This window comes from Microbacterium sp. CFH 31415, from assembly GCF_022538185.1.
Classification (GTDB): Bacteria; Actinomycetota; Actinomycetes; order Actinomycetales; family Microbacteriaceae; genus Microbacterium.
This window is the reverse complement of sequence record NZ_JAKYXC010000003.1, coordinates 40,954-57,441: the sequence shown is the minus strand read 5'-3', so window position 1 is coordinate 57,441 and position 16,488 is coordinate 40,954. Positions and strand designations below refer to the sequence as shown.

Below are 16,488 nucleotides of genomic sequence, written 5' to 3'. Positions count from 1 at the left end.
CGGAATAATGGAGACATGACCGCCGGATACAGCGCGATCTCGAGCTACTCACGCGTCGAGATCATGCATCTGATCCAGCAGCGCGCCCGGCGGCCGATCGCGGAACTCGTCGAGGCGACCGGACTCCATCCCAACACCGTGCGCGAGCACCTGCAGCGGCTGATCGAAGCCGGGTACGTCATCGCCGAGACCGAGCGCCGCACCACACGGGGGCGCCCCCGCGTGCTCTACACCGCGGCGACCGGAGAGGCTGCGGCCGGCGAGGCTGCGGCGTACAGTCCGGTCGCCGTCCGGAGGGCGAAGGATGCCGCGCGTCGCGGCGACCTGCTGCGCCGGGTCTACCCGACCGAGGCGAGCGAGATGCTCCCGGCCGGCGCTCTGCACCAGCTCGACGCCCTTGTCGAAGATCTCGCCGAGGCCGGGTTCGACCCGCTCGTGGACGAGGACGCCCTCACCGTCGACCTCACTCCATGCCCGCACGCGCCCGCCGCCGACCACCGCGGCACCCTCTGCCACGTGCACATCGGCCTGATGGATTCCGTGCTCGCCCAGGCTGGCGGGCCACTGAAGGTCGACGGCATCGCGCCGTCGTGCGATCCTTCGCAGTGCGTGGTGCACCTCTCCGTGCAGTGATCGCGGGGGGCTGCCGGTTCCTCCACAAGCAGGTCGAGGGGTCGGCCATCCACAACGATTTCGCTATCTGATCTGGGAATTCGTGTCGACATCGATGTCGAAGGGGGTCGGCAGGATGGAGTCATGACAGACCTTGCCGCACCGCTCAGTGCGATCTGTCACAAGCTCGGCGCCCTCGTCACCGCGGCCTTCAGCTCCCACGCCGCCGCGCGCCTGCAAGACGACGACCTCCTCGCAGCACTCGCCACCCTGTCACGCCTCCGCCGCCAGACCGACGCGCTGCTGGCCGAGCTCGTGGCGCAGGTCGATGAGCGAGCGGATGCCGCACCCCACGCCGAACGCATCACCACGGTTCACGGCTGCCGATCGGTCAACGAGCTCGTGCAGCGCGTGACGCTCGTCTCGCGCCGCACCGCCGGGGAACTGCTCCGGGCCGGACGCGGGATCGCGCAGGAAACCGCGCACACGACCGGCGCGGTGCTCGAGGCGACCTACCCCGCCATGCGCACGGCAGCCGCCGACGGCGTCGTCGGGATCGATGCGCTTCTCGCCGTCATCGACACCCTCGACGCCGCTGACTGCGAGGGGACGGAACTGCGCAGCGCCGACGACGAGCTGGCCATCGCCGCACGCGGGGACGACAAGGGTGCGCAGCCGTGCGCCGATGAGCTGCGCCTCCAGGCGAGCGTGTGGGCGATGTACCTCGACCCCGACGGCGCCGAGCCACGCGAGGCGCGTGCGCTCCGCAATCGCGGGCTCACCCTCGGCGTGTGCCGAGACGGACTGGTCCCGCTCCACGGCTCGCTGCTTCCCGAGGTCGCGGGGCAACTCAGCCGCATCTTCGACAGCCTCCTGAACCCGAAGGTCACCGCGTCGGCGACAGGGCCCGTCTTCGTGGAGAGCGAGACGGTCTCACCGGACGACCACGACCGCCGCAGCCGCGTGCAGAAGCAGCACGATGCTCTCGCGACCGCCTTGACGGTCGCCGCGCGTTCGGGCGAGCTGCCGACCATCGGAGGCTCCGCGCCGACACTCGTCGTCTCCGTCCGGTCCGATGACCTGGCGCAGGATCGCGGCTACGCGCACCTCGACGACTGCGACGAGCCGGTCGGCCTCTCCGTCGCGCGCCAGGTCGCGTGCACGGGCGCCGTGCAGCGGGTGAGCGTCGACGAGCGGGGCCGCATCCTCTTCATCGGCATCGCGGACCGCGTGTTCGCCGCCCACCAACGCAAGGCGATCGCGCTGCGCGACGGCGGCTGCGTCATTCCCGGCTGCAGCGTGCCGTCCGCCTGGTGCGAGATCCACCACGTGGAAGAGGCGGCGCGGGGCGGCCCCACTCACACCGACAACGGAGTCCTCCTCTGCTGGTTCCACCACCGCACGATCGACAGCGGCGGGTGGAAGGTGCGGATGAGTCGAGGTGTGCCCGAGATCCGCGGGCCGTCGTGGTGGGATCCCTCAGCCCGCTGGCATCCCGCGACGAAGTCTCCGACCCGGCTGCTCGATCGGCGGGACTCGCGGCGTCTGGCGTGACAGTGGTCATGTCCGCGCGGGGCGCTCGGAGCGGTGCTCGTGAGCCGGCGCGCGGAGCCGGCGCGCGGAGACGCGCCGCGTGCAGACGCGGCGCGTCGAGACGCTTGCGTGTCACGCAACTGCGCACGAGCGGCGCGCGACGCCGGACACGCGCCGCCGTTCCGTCGCCGTCAGTCCGACGAACCGCGCAGCACGCGGTCCGGGCGCGTGTACAGGTTCAGCGACTTTCCGCGCACGAAGCCCGCGAGCGTCAGCCCCGACGCCTCGGCCAGCTCCACCGCGAGCGAGGACGGCGCGGACACGGCCGACAGGATCGGGATGCCGGCCATGACGGCCTTCTGCACGAGCTCGAAGCTCGCCCGCCCCGAGACCTGCAGCACGGTCCCCCGCAGCGGCAGGCGGTCGTTCAGCACACCCCACCCGACGACCTTGTCGACGGCGTTGTGGCGCCCCACGTCCTCCCGCACGACGAGCAGCTCGCCGGTGCCGGCGTCGAAGAGTGCGGCGGCATGCAGACCGCCCGTCTTCCCGAAGACCGCCTGCTCCGCGCGCAGCCGATCGGGCAGCCCCAGGAGGTCCGCGGCGCCGAGGGTCGCGGCATCCGACCCCACCTCATGGGACGAGACCGTCTCGACCGCATCGATCGACGCCTTGCCGCACAGCCCGCATGAGCTCGTCGTGTAGAAGCTGCGCGCCAGCTCGGGGTCCGGCGGCGCTACGCCGGGGGCGAGGGTGATGTCGAGCACGTTGTAGGTGTTCTCAGCGCTGCCGGCGACGCCGACGGCGCCGGTGGCCGGCCCGCCGCAGTGGATCGCCGAGCGGAACTGATCGCCGCGCGCGATCACACCCTCCGACACCAGGAATCCTGCGGCGAGTTCGACGTCGTGACCGGGCGTGCGCATGGTGACCGCGAGCGGCGTGCCACCGACACGGATCTCCAGGGGCTCCTCGACGGCGAGGGTGTCGCTGCGCCGACGCTCACCGACACCGTCGTCGGCGCTCACGAGCTTGACGATAGGGCGATGGACGGTGAGCCGACCCACGACGTCAGCCGCCGATCGCGTTCATGCCGCGCGCTGGCTGGAGGAAGCTCGGATCGTTGATCGCGTGCCCCGGGAGCTTGCCGTGCACGCAGGAGCGCAGCATCCGGTCGATCTCCTCCTCGCCGTCACCCGACCCCGCCCTGCGCAGGATCGGCAGCAGGTCGTACTCGGTCGTGGAGAACAGGCAGTTGCGCAGCTGGCCGTCGGCGGTGAGACGCAGGCGGTCGCAGTCGCCGCAGAAGGGCGCCGTCACCGACGCGATGACGCCGACCGTGTGCGGTCCCCCGTCGAGCAGCCAGCGTGCGGCGGGGGCGCCGCCGCGTCCGGGCACCGGCGTCAGCGACCAGCGCGCCGACAGCGTCCCGAGGATCTCGTCCTGCGTGACCATGCGCGCGCGATCCCACGTGTGGCCGGCGTCCAGCGGCATCTGCTCGATGAACCGCATCTGCGCATCGTGCGCGACCGCGAACTCGACGAGGTCGACCAGCTCGTCGTCGTTGACATCGCGCATGGCGACCGCGTTCAGCTTCAAGGGGCGCAGAGCGGATGCCGCGGCCGCCGCGATCCCGTCGAGGACGTCGTCGAGGCGGTCCCGGCGCGTCAGCTCGTGGAAGCGGGCGCGCCGCAGCGTGTCGATCGAGATGTTGAGCCGGCGCAGGCCCGCGTCCGTGAGTTCGGGGAGCAGCTCGCGCAGTCGGATGCCGTTCGTCGTCATCGCGATGTCGACCGGGCGCCCGTCCGGTGCGGTGATCGCGGCGAGGCGCCGCACGACGTCGCCGATGTCGGTGCGCAGCAGGGGCTCGCCGCCGGTGAGCCGGAACGTCGTGATGCCGTCGGCCGCGGCGACGGTGGCGATGCGAACGATCTCATCGGTCGACAGGATGCTCGAGCGTGCGAGCCACTCATTCCCCTGCTCGGGCATGCAGTACGTGCAGCGCAGCGAGCAGCGGTCGGTGAGCGAGATGCGCAGGTCGCGGTGGACGCGACCGTGCGTGTCGACGAGCGGGTCGCCCGGACCGCCCGCGAGCGCATGCGACGAGCGCGGGTCGGGGCGAGGCATCCGGGGCGCGATGGTGACGGGAATCGCGCTCACGACGCCCTCCCTCGCTCCGGCCCGGCCTCCATGGTTCGAGGGTAGCCCGCGGCGTGCACGCCCGGCCGCGGTGGGACGGTCTTTTTCACGGCTCCCGCACGAGCGGCACTGCGTCGCGCCTGGAACGCTGGGTGGCGGGATCACGCTTCGGATCGATGTCTCCCTGTGGTCTGACCACATGCTAACGTGGTCAGACCACACCTCCCGCTCGAGCGATCGGAGAACGCCTCGTGGATCTGCTGGACCCTCTGCTGCTCGCCCGCTGGCAGTTCGGCCTCACGACGCTGTACCACTTCCTGTTCGTGCCCCTCACGCTCGGAATGGCGCTCACCGTGGCCATCTTCCAGACCGCGTGGCACCGCACCGGCAAGGTGAAGTGGCTGCATCTCACCCGCTTCTTCGGCAAGATCTTCCTGATCAACTTCGCCATGGGCGTGGTCACGGGCATCGTGCAGGAGTTCCAGTTCGGCATGAACTGGTCGGCGTACTCCCGCTTCGTCGGAGACGTGTTCGGTGCCCCGCTCGCCTTCGAAGGACTCATGGCGTTCTTCTTCGAGGCGACGTTCATCGGCCTGTGGATCTTCGGCTGGGACCGCCTGCCCCGCGCCCTGCACCTCGCGAGCATCTGGATCGCGACGATCGGCGCCTGGTTCTCGGCGTACTTCATCCTCGCGGCGAACGCATTCATGCAGAACCCGGTCGGCTTCCGGATGGCCGATGATGGCTCCCGCGCCGAGATGACCGACTTCTTCGCAGTGCTCACCAACCCCGTCGCGCTGGCCGCGCTCCCCCACACCCTGTTCGCGGCGTTCATGATGACCGCCGGCGTGATCATCTCGATCTCAGCCTGGCACCTGATGCGCGGCCAGAACGTCGAGATGATGCGGTCCTCGCTGCGCTACGGGCTGTGGGGCATGATCGTCGCCTTCGCGGGCGTCGCGATCTCGGGCGACCAGCTCAGCCTCGTGATGGTCTCGACGCAGCCGATGAAGATGGCGGCCGCCGAGGCGATGTTCGACAGCGCGTGCGGAGCGGATGCCTCTTTCTCGATCTTCACGCTGGGCACACCCGACGGCTCGACCGAGCTGTTCTCGATCCGCGTGCCGTATCTGCTGGCGTTCCTGTCGACCCACACGCTGGACGGCTGCGTCGAGGGCATCAACGACCTCAACATGCAGTACACGACCGAGTTGTTCCCGCAGTTCGCCGACCAGGTCGACGGCAACTTCGCCCCGATCCTGTGGGTGACGTACTGGTCGTTCCGCTGGATGATCGGCCTCGGCGGCATCGCGGCCCTCACCGCAGTTGTCGGCTTGTGGCTCACGCGCAAGAAGGCCAAGCGCGACGTGCCGCAGTGGGCGTGGAAGCTCGCGGTCTGGGCGTGGCCCGCCTCGCTCTTCGCGATCCTGGTCGGCTGGGTCTTCACCGAGATGGGCCGGCAGCCCTGGATCGTGTTCGGCCTCATGCTGACCGAGGACGGCGTCTCGCCCAGCGTTCCCGGCTGGACGGTGCTCATCTCGCTCGTCGCCTTCACCCTGATCTACGCCGCGCTGGCGGTCGTCGAGGTCGGCCTGATCATCAAGACCTCGAAGAAGGGGCCGGAGCCGCTGCCCGGACCCGACGATCCTGGCCCCCGGGAGCGCGCGGTCGAAGACACCCCCACGACGGTCTACTAGGAGCATCGACATGGACCTCGCATACCTCTGGTTCTGGATCGTCGGATTCCTCTTCGTCGGCTACTTCGTGCTCGACGGCTTCGACTTCGGCGTCGGCATGTCGCTTCCCTTCCTCGGCAAGGACGACATCGGGCGCCGCCAGATCATCAACACCATCGGTCCGGTCTGGGACCTCAACGAGACGTGGGTCATCGTCGCCGGCGCGTGCCTGTTCGCGGCGTTCCCCGAGTGGTACGCCACGCTCTTCAGCGGCTTCTACCTCGCGCTGCTGCTGATCCTGCTCGCGCTCATCCTGCGCGGCGTCTCGTTCGAGTACCGCCACCAGCGCGACAGTCTGCGGTGGAAGCGCGGCTTCGACACGATGATCGTGGTCGGGTCGGCTGTGCCCGCGCTGCTGTGGGGCGTCGCGGTGGCCAACATCGTGCAGGGCGTGCCGCTGGACGCCGACCATGAGTTCACGGGGTCGCTCCTCACCCTTCTCAACCCGTACGGCCTGCTCGGCGGCCTCACGACGCTGCTGCTGTTCTTCACGCACGGCGTGTACTTCGTCGCGTTGAAGACCGACGGCCAGGTGCACGAGGACGCCCGGCGCCTCGCGCGCCGCGCGGGTCTGCTGACGGTGGTCGTGGCCGCCGCGTTCCTGATCTGGACCATCTTCATCGCGGCCGGTCACGGGGCGCCGCTGATGGCGGCAGTCATCGGCTGCGCCGGAGTCGCCGCGGTGACGCTGCTCATGTCGCTGGTGTTCAATTTGCGCGACCGCGAGGGCTGGGCGTTCGGATTCGGCGCGGCCACGATCGTGGCCGCCGTGCTGACCCTGTGGTTCGCGCTGTTCCCGTACGTCATGCCGTCGTCGACCGACATCACGCACAGCCTCACGATCGAGAACGCGTCGAGCACCGACTACACCCTCACGATCATGACCTGGGCGGCCGCGATCTTCCTCCCGCTCGTGCTGCTCTACCAGGGGTGGACGTACTGGGTCTTCCGCAAGCGCGTCTCGCGCTCGCGCATCGAGAAGGCGGCCGCGCTCGTCCACTGACCCGGGCGCGGTAGGTAGGGTCGAAGGGCCATGAGCGACGACGACCCCACCGAGCCCGGCAGACGGTCGGGCGGGCCCGTCGATCCCCGGCTCCTGCGGTACGCCTCCGCTTCGCGCGGGTTCTTCGTCGCGATCGGAGCCGTCGCGGTGGCGCAGACGGCGGTCATCGTCGCTTTCGCGTGGCTGCTCGCGCGCGCGATCACGGGAGCGATCGACGGGATGCCGCCGCCCGACCTCGCCGTGACCCTCATCGCCCTCGCAGTCGTCGTCGCCCTGCGCGCCGTGCTGCTCTGGGCCCGCGAGGCGACCGCCGCGCGCGCCGCCGCACGCGTCCAATCGCAGCTGCGGTCGGCCCTCGTCGACGCCGTCGTCACTCTCGGTCCCGGATGGCTCGACGGGCGCAACTCCGCCCAGCTCGCCGTCACCGCCGGCCGCGGACTCGACGCGCTCGAGGCGTACTTCGGCCGCTATCTGCCGCAGCTCGTGCAGACGGTCGTCGCGACGCCGATCATCATCGCCGTCATGTGGTGGCAGGACTGGATCTCGGGCCTGACCGTCGTCCTGACCCTCCCCCTCATCCCGATCTTCATGGTGCTCATCGGGCTCGCGACGCGCTCCGTGCAGCAGCGGCAGTGGAACACGCTGCACCGCCTCGCAGCGCGCTTCGCCGACACCGTGCAGGGACTATCGACGCTGAAGGTGTTCGGCCGGCAGCACCGGGCAGCGGCATCCATCGAGCGGGTCACCGGCGAGTACCGCCGCGAGACGATGCGGGTGCTGCGCGTGTCGTTCCTCTCGGGCTTCGCCCTCGAGTTCCTTGCGAGCATCTCCGTCGCGATCATCGCCGTCTCGATCGGCTTCCGCCTGATCGACGGCGCCCTCGTCCTCGGCGTCGGGCTGTTCGTCCTGCTGCTCGCACCCGAGGCCTACCTCCCGCTGCGGCAGGTCGGTGTGCAGTTCCACGCGGCCTCCGAGGGCGTGGCCGCGGCCCGCGACGTGTTCGAGGTTCTCGATGCCGCCGCCTCGGCCCTCCCCTCCCCCGCCGCCTTCGCCGACCCTGATTCCGCGAAGCAGGCCGCGGACGTCCGGGCGGGCGCTGAGCTGCGATTGCACGACGTCCGGGTTCGAAGAGGCGAGCGGATGCTGCCGCCCATGTCGCTCGTCGCGACACCGGGTACCGTGACCCTGATCGAGGGACCGAGCGGCGCCGGCAAGTCCAGCGTCCTCGCGGCGCTGCGCGGCGCCGCCGCGTTCGAGGGCGTCGCGACCTACGACGGCGCGGATGTGCGCGCGGTGGCGCCCTCGACCTGGCTGGCCTGGGCCGGACAGCAGCCCGGTCTGATCGCCGGTTCGATCGCCGCCAACATCACCCTCGGCGACAGCGAGCCCGACGCCGCGCTGGTGCGGCGCGCACTGACACTGGCGTGCGCGGAGGAACTCGCGCCCGACCGTGCGCTCGGCGTGCAGGGCGCCGGGCTGTCGGGCGGTCAGGCGCAGCGCGTGGCCGTCGCGCGAGCGTTCTATCGGCGGCTCCGCGGCAGGGCCGGGGTGATCGCCCTCGACGAGCCCAGCGCCGCGCTCGACCCCGACACGGAGGCGCAGCTGTGGCGCAGCGTGCGCAGACTGGCCGACGCGGGCGCGACCGTCCTGCTCGTGTCGCACCGCACGAGCGCACGCGCGATCGCCGACGCCGTCGTGCGCCTCGAGCCCGCGGGGGTGGTCGTATGACGTCGGTCACCCGCACCGATGTGCTTCGCGGTGCGATGCCGCCCGTCCGCCGCTTCTGGCCCACGCTCGCGGCGGGCTTCGCGTCCGAGGCATCCGCGGTCGCCCTCCTCGCCGTGAGCGCGTGGCTCATCGTGCGGGCGAGCGAGCAGCCGCCGGTGCTCTACCTCTCGGCGGCGGTCGTGGGCGTGCGCCTCTTCGCCCTCTCCCGCGCGACCTTCCGCTATCTCGAGCGGCTGGCCGGCCACGACGCCGCCCTGCGCCAGCTCGCGACGACCCGCGCGACGCTCGTGCGCCGCCTCGTCCCGCTCGCGCCCGACGGCCTCGCGCGCACCGCGCGCGGCTCGGTGCTCGGCGCACTGGTCGACGACGTGGACGATCTGCAGAACCTGCCGCTTCGCGTGGTGCAGCCGCTCGTCGCGTCGGCGGCGGTCGCCGTCGGGGCGGTCGTGCTCGTGTCGATCGTATGGTGGCCGGCCGGTCTTGTGCTCCTCGCGTGCGTCGTCGCGGCCGGACTGGCGGCGACCCTGTGGGGCTGGGCGTCCGGCGCTCGCGCGGAGCGCGACATCGCCCCGCTGCGCGCCCGCCTCGCCGATGCGGTGCTCGACCATCTCGGCAGCCTCGACGTGCTGACCGCGTTCGGCGCCGAAGCCGAGAGCCGCGCCCGCGTCGCGGCGGCGGACGCCGCGGTGCGCCGCGCCGTCGTACGGCGGGCCGGTGCGCAGGCGGGCACGACGGCGATCGTCTCGCTCCTCGCAGGCGGCGCCTCGATCCTGGCGGTCCTCACGGCCCTGCCCGGCGTGGCGTCCGGAGCGCTCGGCGGGCCGGCCCTCGCCGTCGTGGTGCTCGTGCCGATGGCCGTATTCGAGGTGTTCACCGCCGTGCCGCTGGCGGCCGCTGCGTGGCGACAGGTGGCGGCGTCCGCTGATCGCATCGCCGGCGTGCTGCCGAATCGGCTTCCCGACGCGCTCGTGGACGAGACCGCCGCGGCCACCGGCCAAGGCCCGGCGCTCGGCCGCGGGATCCGGCTGCGCGGCGCTTCGGTGCGCTGGCCGGAGGGAGCGGAGGCCTCCCTCCACGACGTCGACCTCGACGTCCGGCCCGGCGAGCGCGTCCTCGTCGTCGGGTCGAGCGGCGCCGGCAAGACGACGCTCGCTCACGCCCTCGTGCGCTTCCTCGAGACGGAGGGCCGCTTTGAGATCGGCGGACGACCGGTGCGCGAACTCGCCGGCGACGACGTGCGGCGCACCGTCGGGCTGTGCGAGCAGCAGCCCATGCTCTTCGACGAGGACATCCGCCAGAATCTGCTGTTCGCGCGCGACACCGCGAGCGATGCCGACCTCGAGTCCGCGCTCGCACGCGTCGGTCTCGGTGACTGGCTGCGCGAGCGCGGCGGGCTCGACGCACGGGTCGGCGAGCGCGGCGCGCTCGTATCGGGCGGCCAGGCGCAGCGCATCGCCCTGGCCCGTGCCCTGCTGCGCGGCTTTCCGGTGCTGGTGCTCGACGAGCCGACCGCGGGCGTCGACCCGGAGGCATCCGATGCCCTGCTCGCCGACCTCCTCGGCGCGGTCGGCGACGACCAGGCCGTCGTGCTCATCTCGCACGTCACCGTGCCGTCCGGGCTGGTCGACCGCGTGGTGCGGTTGGAGCACGGGCGGCTCGTCTCGGGCTGAACCCCGAACGCGCCTGTGACCGGCAGACGACTCGGCTAGCGTCGGAGGCATGACGCTGAGGGTCCGCGTCGCCACGCGCGACGACGCTGCGAGCATCACGCGGGTGCGCATCGACACATGGCGAGCGGCGTACGCGGGGCTCATGGCGCAGGAGATCCTCGATGCGATGGACTCCGAGCGCGAGACCGAGCGACGGCTGGCTCGGTGGGACGAGATGCACGGGGAGCTGCACGCGTGCGACCTGCTCGCCGAGATCGACGGGGTCGCCGCGGGCTGGGCATCGATCGGCCCGTCGATCGACAGCGATCGTCCCCGCGACGGTCAGGTGTATGCGATCTACGCGCGGCCCGAGCACTGGTCGCGCGGCGTCGGCCATGCACTTCTCGTCACGGCGGAGCGGCGGCTGCGCTCGTCGGGGTTCCGCAAGGCGCACCTGTGGGTGCTCGACGGCAACGAGCGCGCGGCCGCGTTCTACGAGCGCCACGGCTGGCGGGAGGACGGCGCGACCATGACCGACGAGCGGCGCATCGCGGGCACCGGCCACACTCTGCTCGAGCGACGCCGGATCCGCGACCTCAGGGAGCCGCTGCCGACGCCGTGACCGCGGGGCCCGCCGCCGAGCCGACGTCCTCCGGATCGCCGGCGACGACGTCTGCCGGCGCCCCGGATCCCGCCACCGTCTCCGCCGCGTCGGCGATGCGCCGCGCCATGCCCGCGAAGATGAACCCGTGGAAGGGCAGCACCGCCAGCCAGTACAGCCGCCCCGCCAGCCCGAGCGGGAAGAACACCGCCCGCTGCTCGTAGCGCGAGCCCGCAGCATCCGGGACCGCCCGCAACTCGAGCCACGCGAGACCCGGCACCTTCATCTCGGCCCGCAGTCGCAGGAACGTCCCTGGCTCGAGGGCCTCGACGCGCCAGAAGTCGAGCGCGTCGCCGATGGCGAGCCGCCCCTTCGAACGCCGGCCGCGAGCGAGTCCGATCCCGCCGACGATGCGGTCCATCCAGCCCCGGATCGCCCACAGCACCGGTGAGGAGTACCAGCCGTTCTCGCCGCCGATGCCCTCGATCACGCGCCACAGCGCCGACGGCGGCGCCGAGGTGACGGCGGACCGGCGGTCGGTGAACACGACGCGCCCCGCCCACTCCGGGTCACTGGGCAGCGGGTCGCTCGGAACGCCGAGAACCTCGGCGTCCTGCCAGCTCGTCTCGACCGCATCGCCCTCGACGCGGCCGAGTGCCAGTCGCACGGCGGCGCGGTACCCGGTCAGCCCGTCGCCGGGACGCGGAATAAGGGCGTCGACGTCGTGATCCTTCATCACGCACTCGTTCTGCAGCGACTCGACGAGAGGCCGCGCGATCGACCGTGGGATCGGCGTGACGAGATTCACCCAGTGCGACGCGAGGCGCGGCGTGAGCACGGGCAGCGTCGCGATGGGCCGCTGACGCAGGCCGGCCTGGACGGCGTAGCCGTTCATCATCTGCCCGTAGCGCAGCACGTCCGGCCCGCCGATGTCGACGGCACGGTTCACGTCGGCGGGCACGCGCGCGGCGCCGAGGAGGTAGTGCAGCACGTCGCGCACGGCGATCGGCTGGATGCGGTTGCGCACCCACTTGGGCGCCGGCATGTACGGGAGCACCTCGGTGAGGTGGCGCACCATCTCGAACGACGCCGACCCCGACCCGATCACGACGCCGGCCTGCAGCACCAGCGTCGGCACTCCGCTGCCGAGGAACGCCTCGCCGACCTCGACGCGCGAGCGCAGGTGGGGCGACAGCTCCACGCCGTCGGGGTGCAGTCCGCCGAGGTAGACGATCCGCCCGACCCCGGCCGCAGCCGACTCCCTCGCCACCGTCTCGGCGGCCGTCCGGTCGGCGTCGGCGAAGCCTTTGCCCGACGACATCGAATGGACGAGGTAGTACAGCACGTCGACGTCGGGGACCGCGGATGCCACGGCCGCGGCATCCGTCGCATCTCCCGCCCTCACCTCGACGCGGTCTCCCCACTCGAACGCGCCGAGGCGGGCGGGGTCGCGGGCCAGCACCCGGACCGCGTAGCCCGCGGCCAGCAGCCGCGGCACGAGCCGGCCGCCGATGTAGCCCGTCGCCCCGATGACGAGCGCCCGCGGCGGGGCACCGTCGGGGCGCGGCACCGCGGCGAGCTCGGGTTCGCGTCCGGTGGGTGCGGAGAGGTCGTCCATCCCGGCAGGCTACGCGGACCGTCGCGCATGCCGAAGGGGTTGCGCTCGCGCGGACGCTGTGGTCGCCCGCGCGTCAGACGAGGCTCATGCCGAAGGCCTGCGCGCCGTCGTGCGACGGCAGCGGCGCGAAGCCCACCCGCGGGTAGAACGCGATGGCCCCCGCGTTGTCGGCCGATGTGACCAGGTGCAGGCCCGTCACGCCCTGCGCGCGCAGCGCGTCGGCGAGCGTCGCGATGAGCAGCCGCCCGATCCCGCGCCCCTGGGCTTCGGGGAGGAGGTCGATGTGCAGGTGCGCGGGGTACGCGTCTCCGTAGGGCTCGGCTCCGCCGCGCCGGCCGTACGCGTATCGCACGATGCCGTCCTGACGCGACGTCTCGGCTTCGGGATGCGGCCAGCGCGTGGCGTGGCGCGGCCACCACTCGGTGCGGAACCACTCCTCGAACGCGGCGGTCTCGGGCGCCCCGACGATGTAGCCGACGACACGTTCGTCGTCGGTCTCGACGACGAACGCCAGCTCGGGGTGCCGGACCACATAGGGGAGGACGAAGATCTCGGCCCACAGCTCGTCGTCGTCGAGAACCCCCGTCCCGTCGGCGCCGGCATCCGCCGTCTTGAGGCAGATGTCGGCGAGCGCCGGCTCGTCACCGGGTCGGAAGGGGCGGATGCGGGTCACCCGACGAGTCTAGGAGCGGCCCGGCAGCACGCGTGAGCCGAGGGCGTCAGCCGCGCGCGTCAGCCGAGCGGGACGAAGCGCGCGTCACCGGCGTCCAGGCGCAGTCGCACCGGGAGCCCCGACGTCAGGCCCAGTTCGGCCGCGCGGTCGGCGGTGAGGTCGACGGCGACCTCGGGGTCGGCGGTGCGCACGCGCACGCCGCCCGGCGTCTGCTCGAGCCGCGTCACGCGCGCCAGCCACTCGCCCTCGACGATCGACGGGGCGAGCCGCAGCGCGCCGGTCCAGGTGTCGGCCTCGGTGCGCTCGATCCCGACCGCCGACGGCCGGAAGACCGCCGCGACAGCCGTGCCGTCGGAATGAGCGGATGCCTCCTGCCCGGCAGCCAGCACGACGTGATCGCGTTGCCAGCGACCCTCGCGCACCTCTCCCTCGACGCGGTTCAGGCCTGCGACGGCGGCAGTGAAGCGCGTCGCGGGCGCCGCGAGCACTTCGCGCACGAGACCGGTCTGGGTCACGCGGCCCTCCTCGAGCACGAGCAGCCGTGATGCCAGTGCGACCGCGTCGACGGCGTCGTGCGTCGCGACGATCGCGGTGGAGCGCGTCGCGGCGAGCTGATCGTGCAGGAGCGCCCGCACGTCGCCGCCGGTCTCGGCGTCGAGGGACGTCAGCGGCTCGTCGAGGAGCAGGGCGTCCGGGCTCGTCGCGAGGGCCCGCGCGAGCGCGACCCGCTGCTGCTGCCCGCCCGACAGCTGAGCCGGCCGGCGCGACCCCATGCCGTCGAGCCCCACGCGCCAGAGCCACTGGTCGGCCTCCGACGCCGCGACCTGCTTCGTCGCGCCGTGCGCACGCAGGCCGAAGGCGATGTTCTCATGCGCGGACAGGTGCGGGAAAAGGCGCGGCTCCTGACCCAGCAAGACGATCCCGCGACGCGACGGCGTCGTGCGCACGCGCGGCCGAGGTGCCGTGTCGAGTTCGCGGTCGCCGAGCCGCACGTGGCCGGCGTCGAGGGCCACCAGCCCGGCGAGAACGCCGAGGAGCGTCGACTTGCCCGCGCCGCTCGGGCCCATGACGGCGACCACTTCGCCCGGCGCGGCCTGCACAGTCGCGTCGAGACGGAAACCCGGTCGCTCCACGACGACATGCGCGTCGAGGGCGGTCATCGGGGCGCCTCCGGCCGCCAGGCGCGCACGAGCAGAAGCACGCCGATCGCCGTCACCAGCAGCAGCAGCGAGAGCGCGACCGCCGAGCCCTGCGACACGCCGGCGCCGTTGAACGCGGTGTAGATCGCAAGCGGCATGGTCTGCGTCACACCGGGCGCGTTCCCCGCGAACAGGGCCGTGGCGCCGAATTCGCCGACCGCGCGGGCGAAGCACAGCACGATGCCCGCGATGAGTCCGGGGGCCGCGAGCGGCAGCGTCACGCGGCCGAGGATCGTCCAGCGGCCCGCGCCCAGACCGGCCGCGGCCTGTTCGTAGCCGACGCCCGTCGTGCGCAGCGATCCCTCGAGCGCCAGCACCAGGAACGGCAGAGCGACGAACGTCTGGGCGAGCACGACCGCGCCGGTCGTGAACGGCACCCGGATCCCCCATTCGGCGAGCACTCCCCCGAGCCAGCTGGTGCGACCGAACAGGAAGAGCATGGCGACACCGCCGACCATCGGCGGCAGCACGAGCGGCACGGTCACGAGCGCACGCAGCACCGCCGCCGGGCGCGCGCGGCTGCGGGCGATGACGAGCGCGAGCGGCACGCCCAGCACCACGCAGACGACGGTCGCAGCGAGCCCGGTCGTCAGCGAGAGACCGAGCGCCGACAGCGCCTCCGGGGAGGTGATGTCCTGCCACAGCGTCGACCACTCCACCCGCAGCACGAGTGCGGTGAGCGGCAGGATGAGCAGCGCCAGCCCGATCACGGCGGGGATCGCGAGCACGCGCGGGGCGAACCCCACGCGATCGCGTCCGGCTCGGAGCTCGGTCACGGCGCCCCGAAGCCGAGCTCGTCGAGCACCGCGCGGCCCTCGCCCGACAGCACGAACTCCACGAACGCCGCCGCGGCAGGGGGGTTCCCCGCCTCGGTGAGCGCGGCGACCGGGTACCGGTTGACGACATCGGCCGCACCCTCGGCGTCGACAGCCTCGACCCGCGGTTCCCCGCGGGCGTCGGTGACGTAGACGAGACCGGCGTCGGCCTCGCCGGCTGCGACCTTCGTCAGCACGCCGGTGACGTTCTGCTCGAGACTCGCGGGGGTCACGACCACCTCGTTCCGTTCCAGAAGAATGGCGGATACCGCGCCGCACGGCACCTCGGGGGCGCACAGCACCACCGTGAGGGCGTCAGCCGCGAGGTCGTCGATCTCGGTCACGCCGCCCGGGTTGCCGGCCGGCACCGCGATGACGAGTGTGTTCGAGGCGAACAACCGCGGCTCGTCGGCGAGACCGGCGTCGACGATCTTCTGCATGTTCGCCTCATCGGCGGAGGCGAAGACGTCGGCGGGCGCCCCTTCGATGAGCTGCGTGGCGAGCGTGCTCGAGCCGTCGTACGAGATGGGCAGGACCTCGACCGACGTATGCCGCTGCTCGAACTTCATCGCCAGCTCGTCGAACGCGGCGCGGAGGGAAGCCGCCGCGAAGATGGTGAGCTCGCCGGACAGCTCGGGCGCGGCCACGCCCGGCGCAGGAGCGGACAAGGAGCCGGGCGCCGCGTCGCGCGCCGCACCGGCACAGCCGACGAGGGCCAGCGCGGCAACGAGCAGGGAGGCCACGACGGGACGGAGACCGGGGCGAGGCATCCTCACACTCTCGGAGTCTCGACGATGACGTGCGTGGCCTTCACGACAGCGGCGGCGAGCGAGCCCACCTCGAGCCCCAGTTCGTCGACCGCCTCCGACGACATCAGAGAGACGACCCGGTGCGGCCCGGACTGGATGTCGACCTGCGCCATGAGTCCGTCCCGCTGTACGCGCGTCACCAGGCCGACGAACCTGTTGCGCGCACTCGACGGCACGTCGGTCGTGCCCGGCGCGGCGGCGGCGAGGTCGACGGCGCGGGCGGCGAGCGCGTCACCGGGGATCTCCGCCGGAGTCGCTCCGGTGGTGGGCAGCGTCCCTGCATCGACCCACCGACGCACGGTGTCGTCGCTCACGCCGAGCAGCCGCGCGGCGTCAGCGATCTTGAAGCTGGGCATGCGCGAACGCTATCACCGCG

Annotated in this window: 15 protein-coding genes; 7 read left to right on the top strand and 8 right to left on the bottom strand. The window is 72.2% G+C overall.

The genetic code is table 11. The features are described from left to right. Positions 1 to 15: 15 nt before the first annotated feature. The gene (locus MK786_RS04270; RefSeq protein WP_241111002.1) at positions 16 to 633 is read left to right on the top strand and encodes a winged helix-turn-helix transcriptional regulator; all 618 of its coding nucleotides are present in this window, start codon (positions 16 to 18) and stop codon (positions 631 to 633) included. 123 nt (positions 634 to 756) lie between these two features. After that, positions 757 to 2,166: an HNH endonuclease signature motif containing protein gene (locus tag MK786_RS04265; RefSeq protein ID WP_241111001.1), complete on the top strand. Its 1,410-nt coding sequence runs from the start codon at positions 757 to 759 to the stop codon at positions 2,164 to 2,166. Positions 2,167 to 2,336: 170 nt separating this feature from the next. On the opposite strand, the gene fdhD is transcribed toward MK786_RS04265, so the two are convergent. Next, on the bottom strand, positions 2,337 to 3,209 hold the full coding sequence (fdhD, locus tag MK786_RS04260; RefSeq protein ID WP_241111000.1) for a formate dehydrogenase accessory sulfurtransferase FdhD: 873 nt from the start codon (positions 3,207 to 3,209) through the stop codon (positions 2,337 to 2,339). Between the two features lie 4 nt (positions 3,210 to 3,213). Next, positions 3,214 to 4,269, bottom strand: a complete 1,056-nt coding sequence (gene moaA, locus MK786_RS04255; protein WP_241111336.1) for a GTP 3',8-cyclase MoaA — start codon at positions 4,267 to 4,269, stop codon at positions 3,214 to 3,216. Between the two features lie 263 nt (positions 4,270 to 4,532). On the opposite strand from moaA, the gene MK786_RS04250 reads away from it, so the two are divergent. The 5 genes from MK786_RS04250 to MK786_RS04230 are packed head-to-tail and all read left to right on the top strand — an operon-like array spanning position 4,533 to position 11,019. After that, positions 4,533 to 5,978, top strand: coding sequence for a cytochrome ubiquinol oxidase subunit I (locus tag MK786_RS04250; RefSeq protein WP_241110999.1), 1,446 nt, complete (start codon positions 4,533 to 4,535; stop codon positions 5,976 to 5,978). A gap of 10 nt (positions 5,979 to 5,988) precedes the next feature. Beyond that, on the top strand, positions 5,989 to 7,020 hold the full coding sequence (gene cydB, locus MK786_RS04245) for a cytochrome d ubiquinol oxidase subunit II (protein WP_241110998.1): 1,032 nt from the start codon (positions 5,989 to 5,991) through the stop codon (positions 7,018 to 7,020). 30 nt (positions 7,021 to 7,050) lie between these two features. After that, complete coding sequence (cydD, locus tag MK786_RS04240; RefSeq protein WP_241110997.1) at positions 7,051 to 8,748, top strand: thiol reductant ABC exporter subunit CydD; 1,698 nt, start codon at positions 7,051 to 7,053, stop codon at positions 8,746 to 8,748. Next, positions 8,745 to 10,418 (top strand): thiol reductant ABC exporter subunit CydC, encoded by a 1,674-nt coding sequence (cydC, locus tag MK786_RS04235; protein WP_241110996.1) that lies wholly within the window; start codon positions 8,745 to 8,747, stop codon positions 10,416 to 10,418. The genes cydD and cydC overlap by 4 nt, the downstream gene beginning before the upstream one ends. A gap of 49 nt (positions 10,419 to 10,467) precedes the next feature. Further along, on the top strand, positions 10,468 to 11,019 hold the full coding sequence (locus MK786_RS04230; protein ID WP_241110995.1) for a GNAT family N-acetyltransferase: 552 nt from the start codon (positions 10,468 to 10,470) through the stop codon (positions 11,017 to 11,019). Here MK786_RS04230 and MK786_RS04225 read toward each other — a convergent pair. The 6 genes from MK786_RS04225 to MK786_RS04200 all read right to left on the bottom strand — a co-directional run bounded on the left by MK786_RS04225 (position 10,994) and on the right by MK786_RS04200 (position 16,468). Next, entirely contained in the window at positions 10,994 to 12,616 is a 1,623-nt protein-coding gene (locus MK786_RS04225; RefSeq protein ID WP_241110994.1) for an SDR family oxidoreductase, read from the bottom strand. The genes MK786_RS04230 and MK786_RS04225 overlap by 26 nt on opposite strands. 73 nt (positions 12,617 to 12,689) lie before the next feature. Then, the gene (locus MK786_RS04220) at positions 12,690 to 13,289 is read right to left on the bottom strand and encodes a GNAT family N-acetyltransferase (RefSeq protein ID WP_241110993.1); all 600 of its coding nucleotides are present in this window, start codon (positions 13,287 to 13,289) and stop codon (positions 12,690 to 12,692) included. Positions 13,290 to 13,348: 59 nt separating this feature from the next. Beyond that, positions 13,349 to 14,449 (bottom strand): sulfate/molybdate ABC transporter ATP-binding protein, encoded by a 1,101-nt coding sequence (locus MK786_RS04215; protein ID WP_241110992.1) that lies wholly within the window; start codon positions 14,447 to 14,449, stop codon positions 13,349 to 13,351. Next, on the bottom strand, positions 14,446 to 15,264 hold the full coding sequence (locus MK786_RS04210) for an ABC transporter permease (RefSeq protein ID WP_241110991.1): 819 nt from the start codon (positions 15,262 to 15,264) through the stop codon (positions 14,446 to 14,448). The genes MK786_RS04215 and MK786_RS04210 overlap by 4 nt, the downstream gene beginning before the upstream one ends. Continuing rightward, positions 15,261 to 16,073, bottom strand: a complete 813-nt coding sequence (gene modA / locus MK786_RS04205; protein ID WP_241110990.1) for a molybdate ABC transporter substrate-binding protein — start codon at positions 16,071 to 16,073, stop codon at positions 15,261 to 15,263. The genes MK786_RS04210 and modA overlap by 4 nt, the downstream gene beginning before the upstream one ends. Positions 16,074 to 16,075: 2 nt before the next feature. Continuing rightward, entirely contained in the window at positions 16,076 to 16,468 is a 393-nt protein-coding gene (locus MK786_RS04200; protein ID WP_241110989.1) for a molybdopterin-binding protein, read from the bottom strand. Positions 16,469 to 16,488 lie beyond the last annotated feature (20 nt).

Excerpts from the sequence above, each read along its gene's own strand:
- MK786_RS04270 (WP_241111002.1), top strand. The coding sequence starts at position 16 with ATGACCGCCGGATACAGCGCGATCTCGAGCTACTCACGCGTCGAGATC.
- MK786_RS04265 (WP_241111001.1), top strand. The coding sequence starts at position 757 with ATGACAGACCTTGCCGCACCGCTCAGTGCGATCTGTCACAAGCTCGGC.
- moaA (WP_241111336.1), bottom strand. The coding sequence starts at position 4,269 with ATGCCTCGCCCCGACCCGCGCTCGTCGCATGCGCTCGCGGGCGGTCCG.
- cydB (WP_241110998.1), top strand. The coding sequence starts at position 5,989 with ATGGACCTCGCATACCTCTGGTTCTGGATCGTCGGATTCCTCTTCGTC.
- cydD (WP_241110997.1), top strand. The coding sequence starts at position 7,051 with ATGAGCGACGACGACCCCACCGAGCCCGGCAGACGGTCGGGCGGGCCC.
- cydC (WP_241110996.1), top strand. The coding sequence starts at position 8,745 with ATGACGTCGGTCACCCGCACCGATGTGCTTCGCGGTGCGATGCCGCCC.
- MK786_RS04230 (WP_241110995.1), top strand. The coding sequence starts at position 10,468 with ATGACGCTGAGGGTCCGCGTCGCCACGCGCGACGACGCTGCGAGCATC.
- MK786_RS04225 (WP_241110994.1), bottom strand. The coding sequence starts at position 12,616 with ATGGACGACCTCTCCGCACCCACCGGACGCGAACCCGAGCTCGCCGCG.
- MK786_RS04215 (WP_241110992.1), bottom strand. The coding sequence starts at position 14,449 with ATGACCGCCCTCGACGCGCATGTCGTCGTGGAGCGACCGGGTTTCCGT.
- modA (WP_241110990.1), bottom strand. The coding sequence starts at position 16,073 with ATGCCTCGCCCCGGTCTCCGTCCCGTCGTGGCCTCCCTGCTCGTTGCC.
- MK786_RS04200 (WP_241110989.1), bottom strand. The coding sequence starts at position 16,468 with ATGCCCAGCTTCAAGATCGCTGACGCCGCGCGGCTGCTCGGCGTGAGC.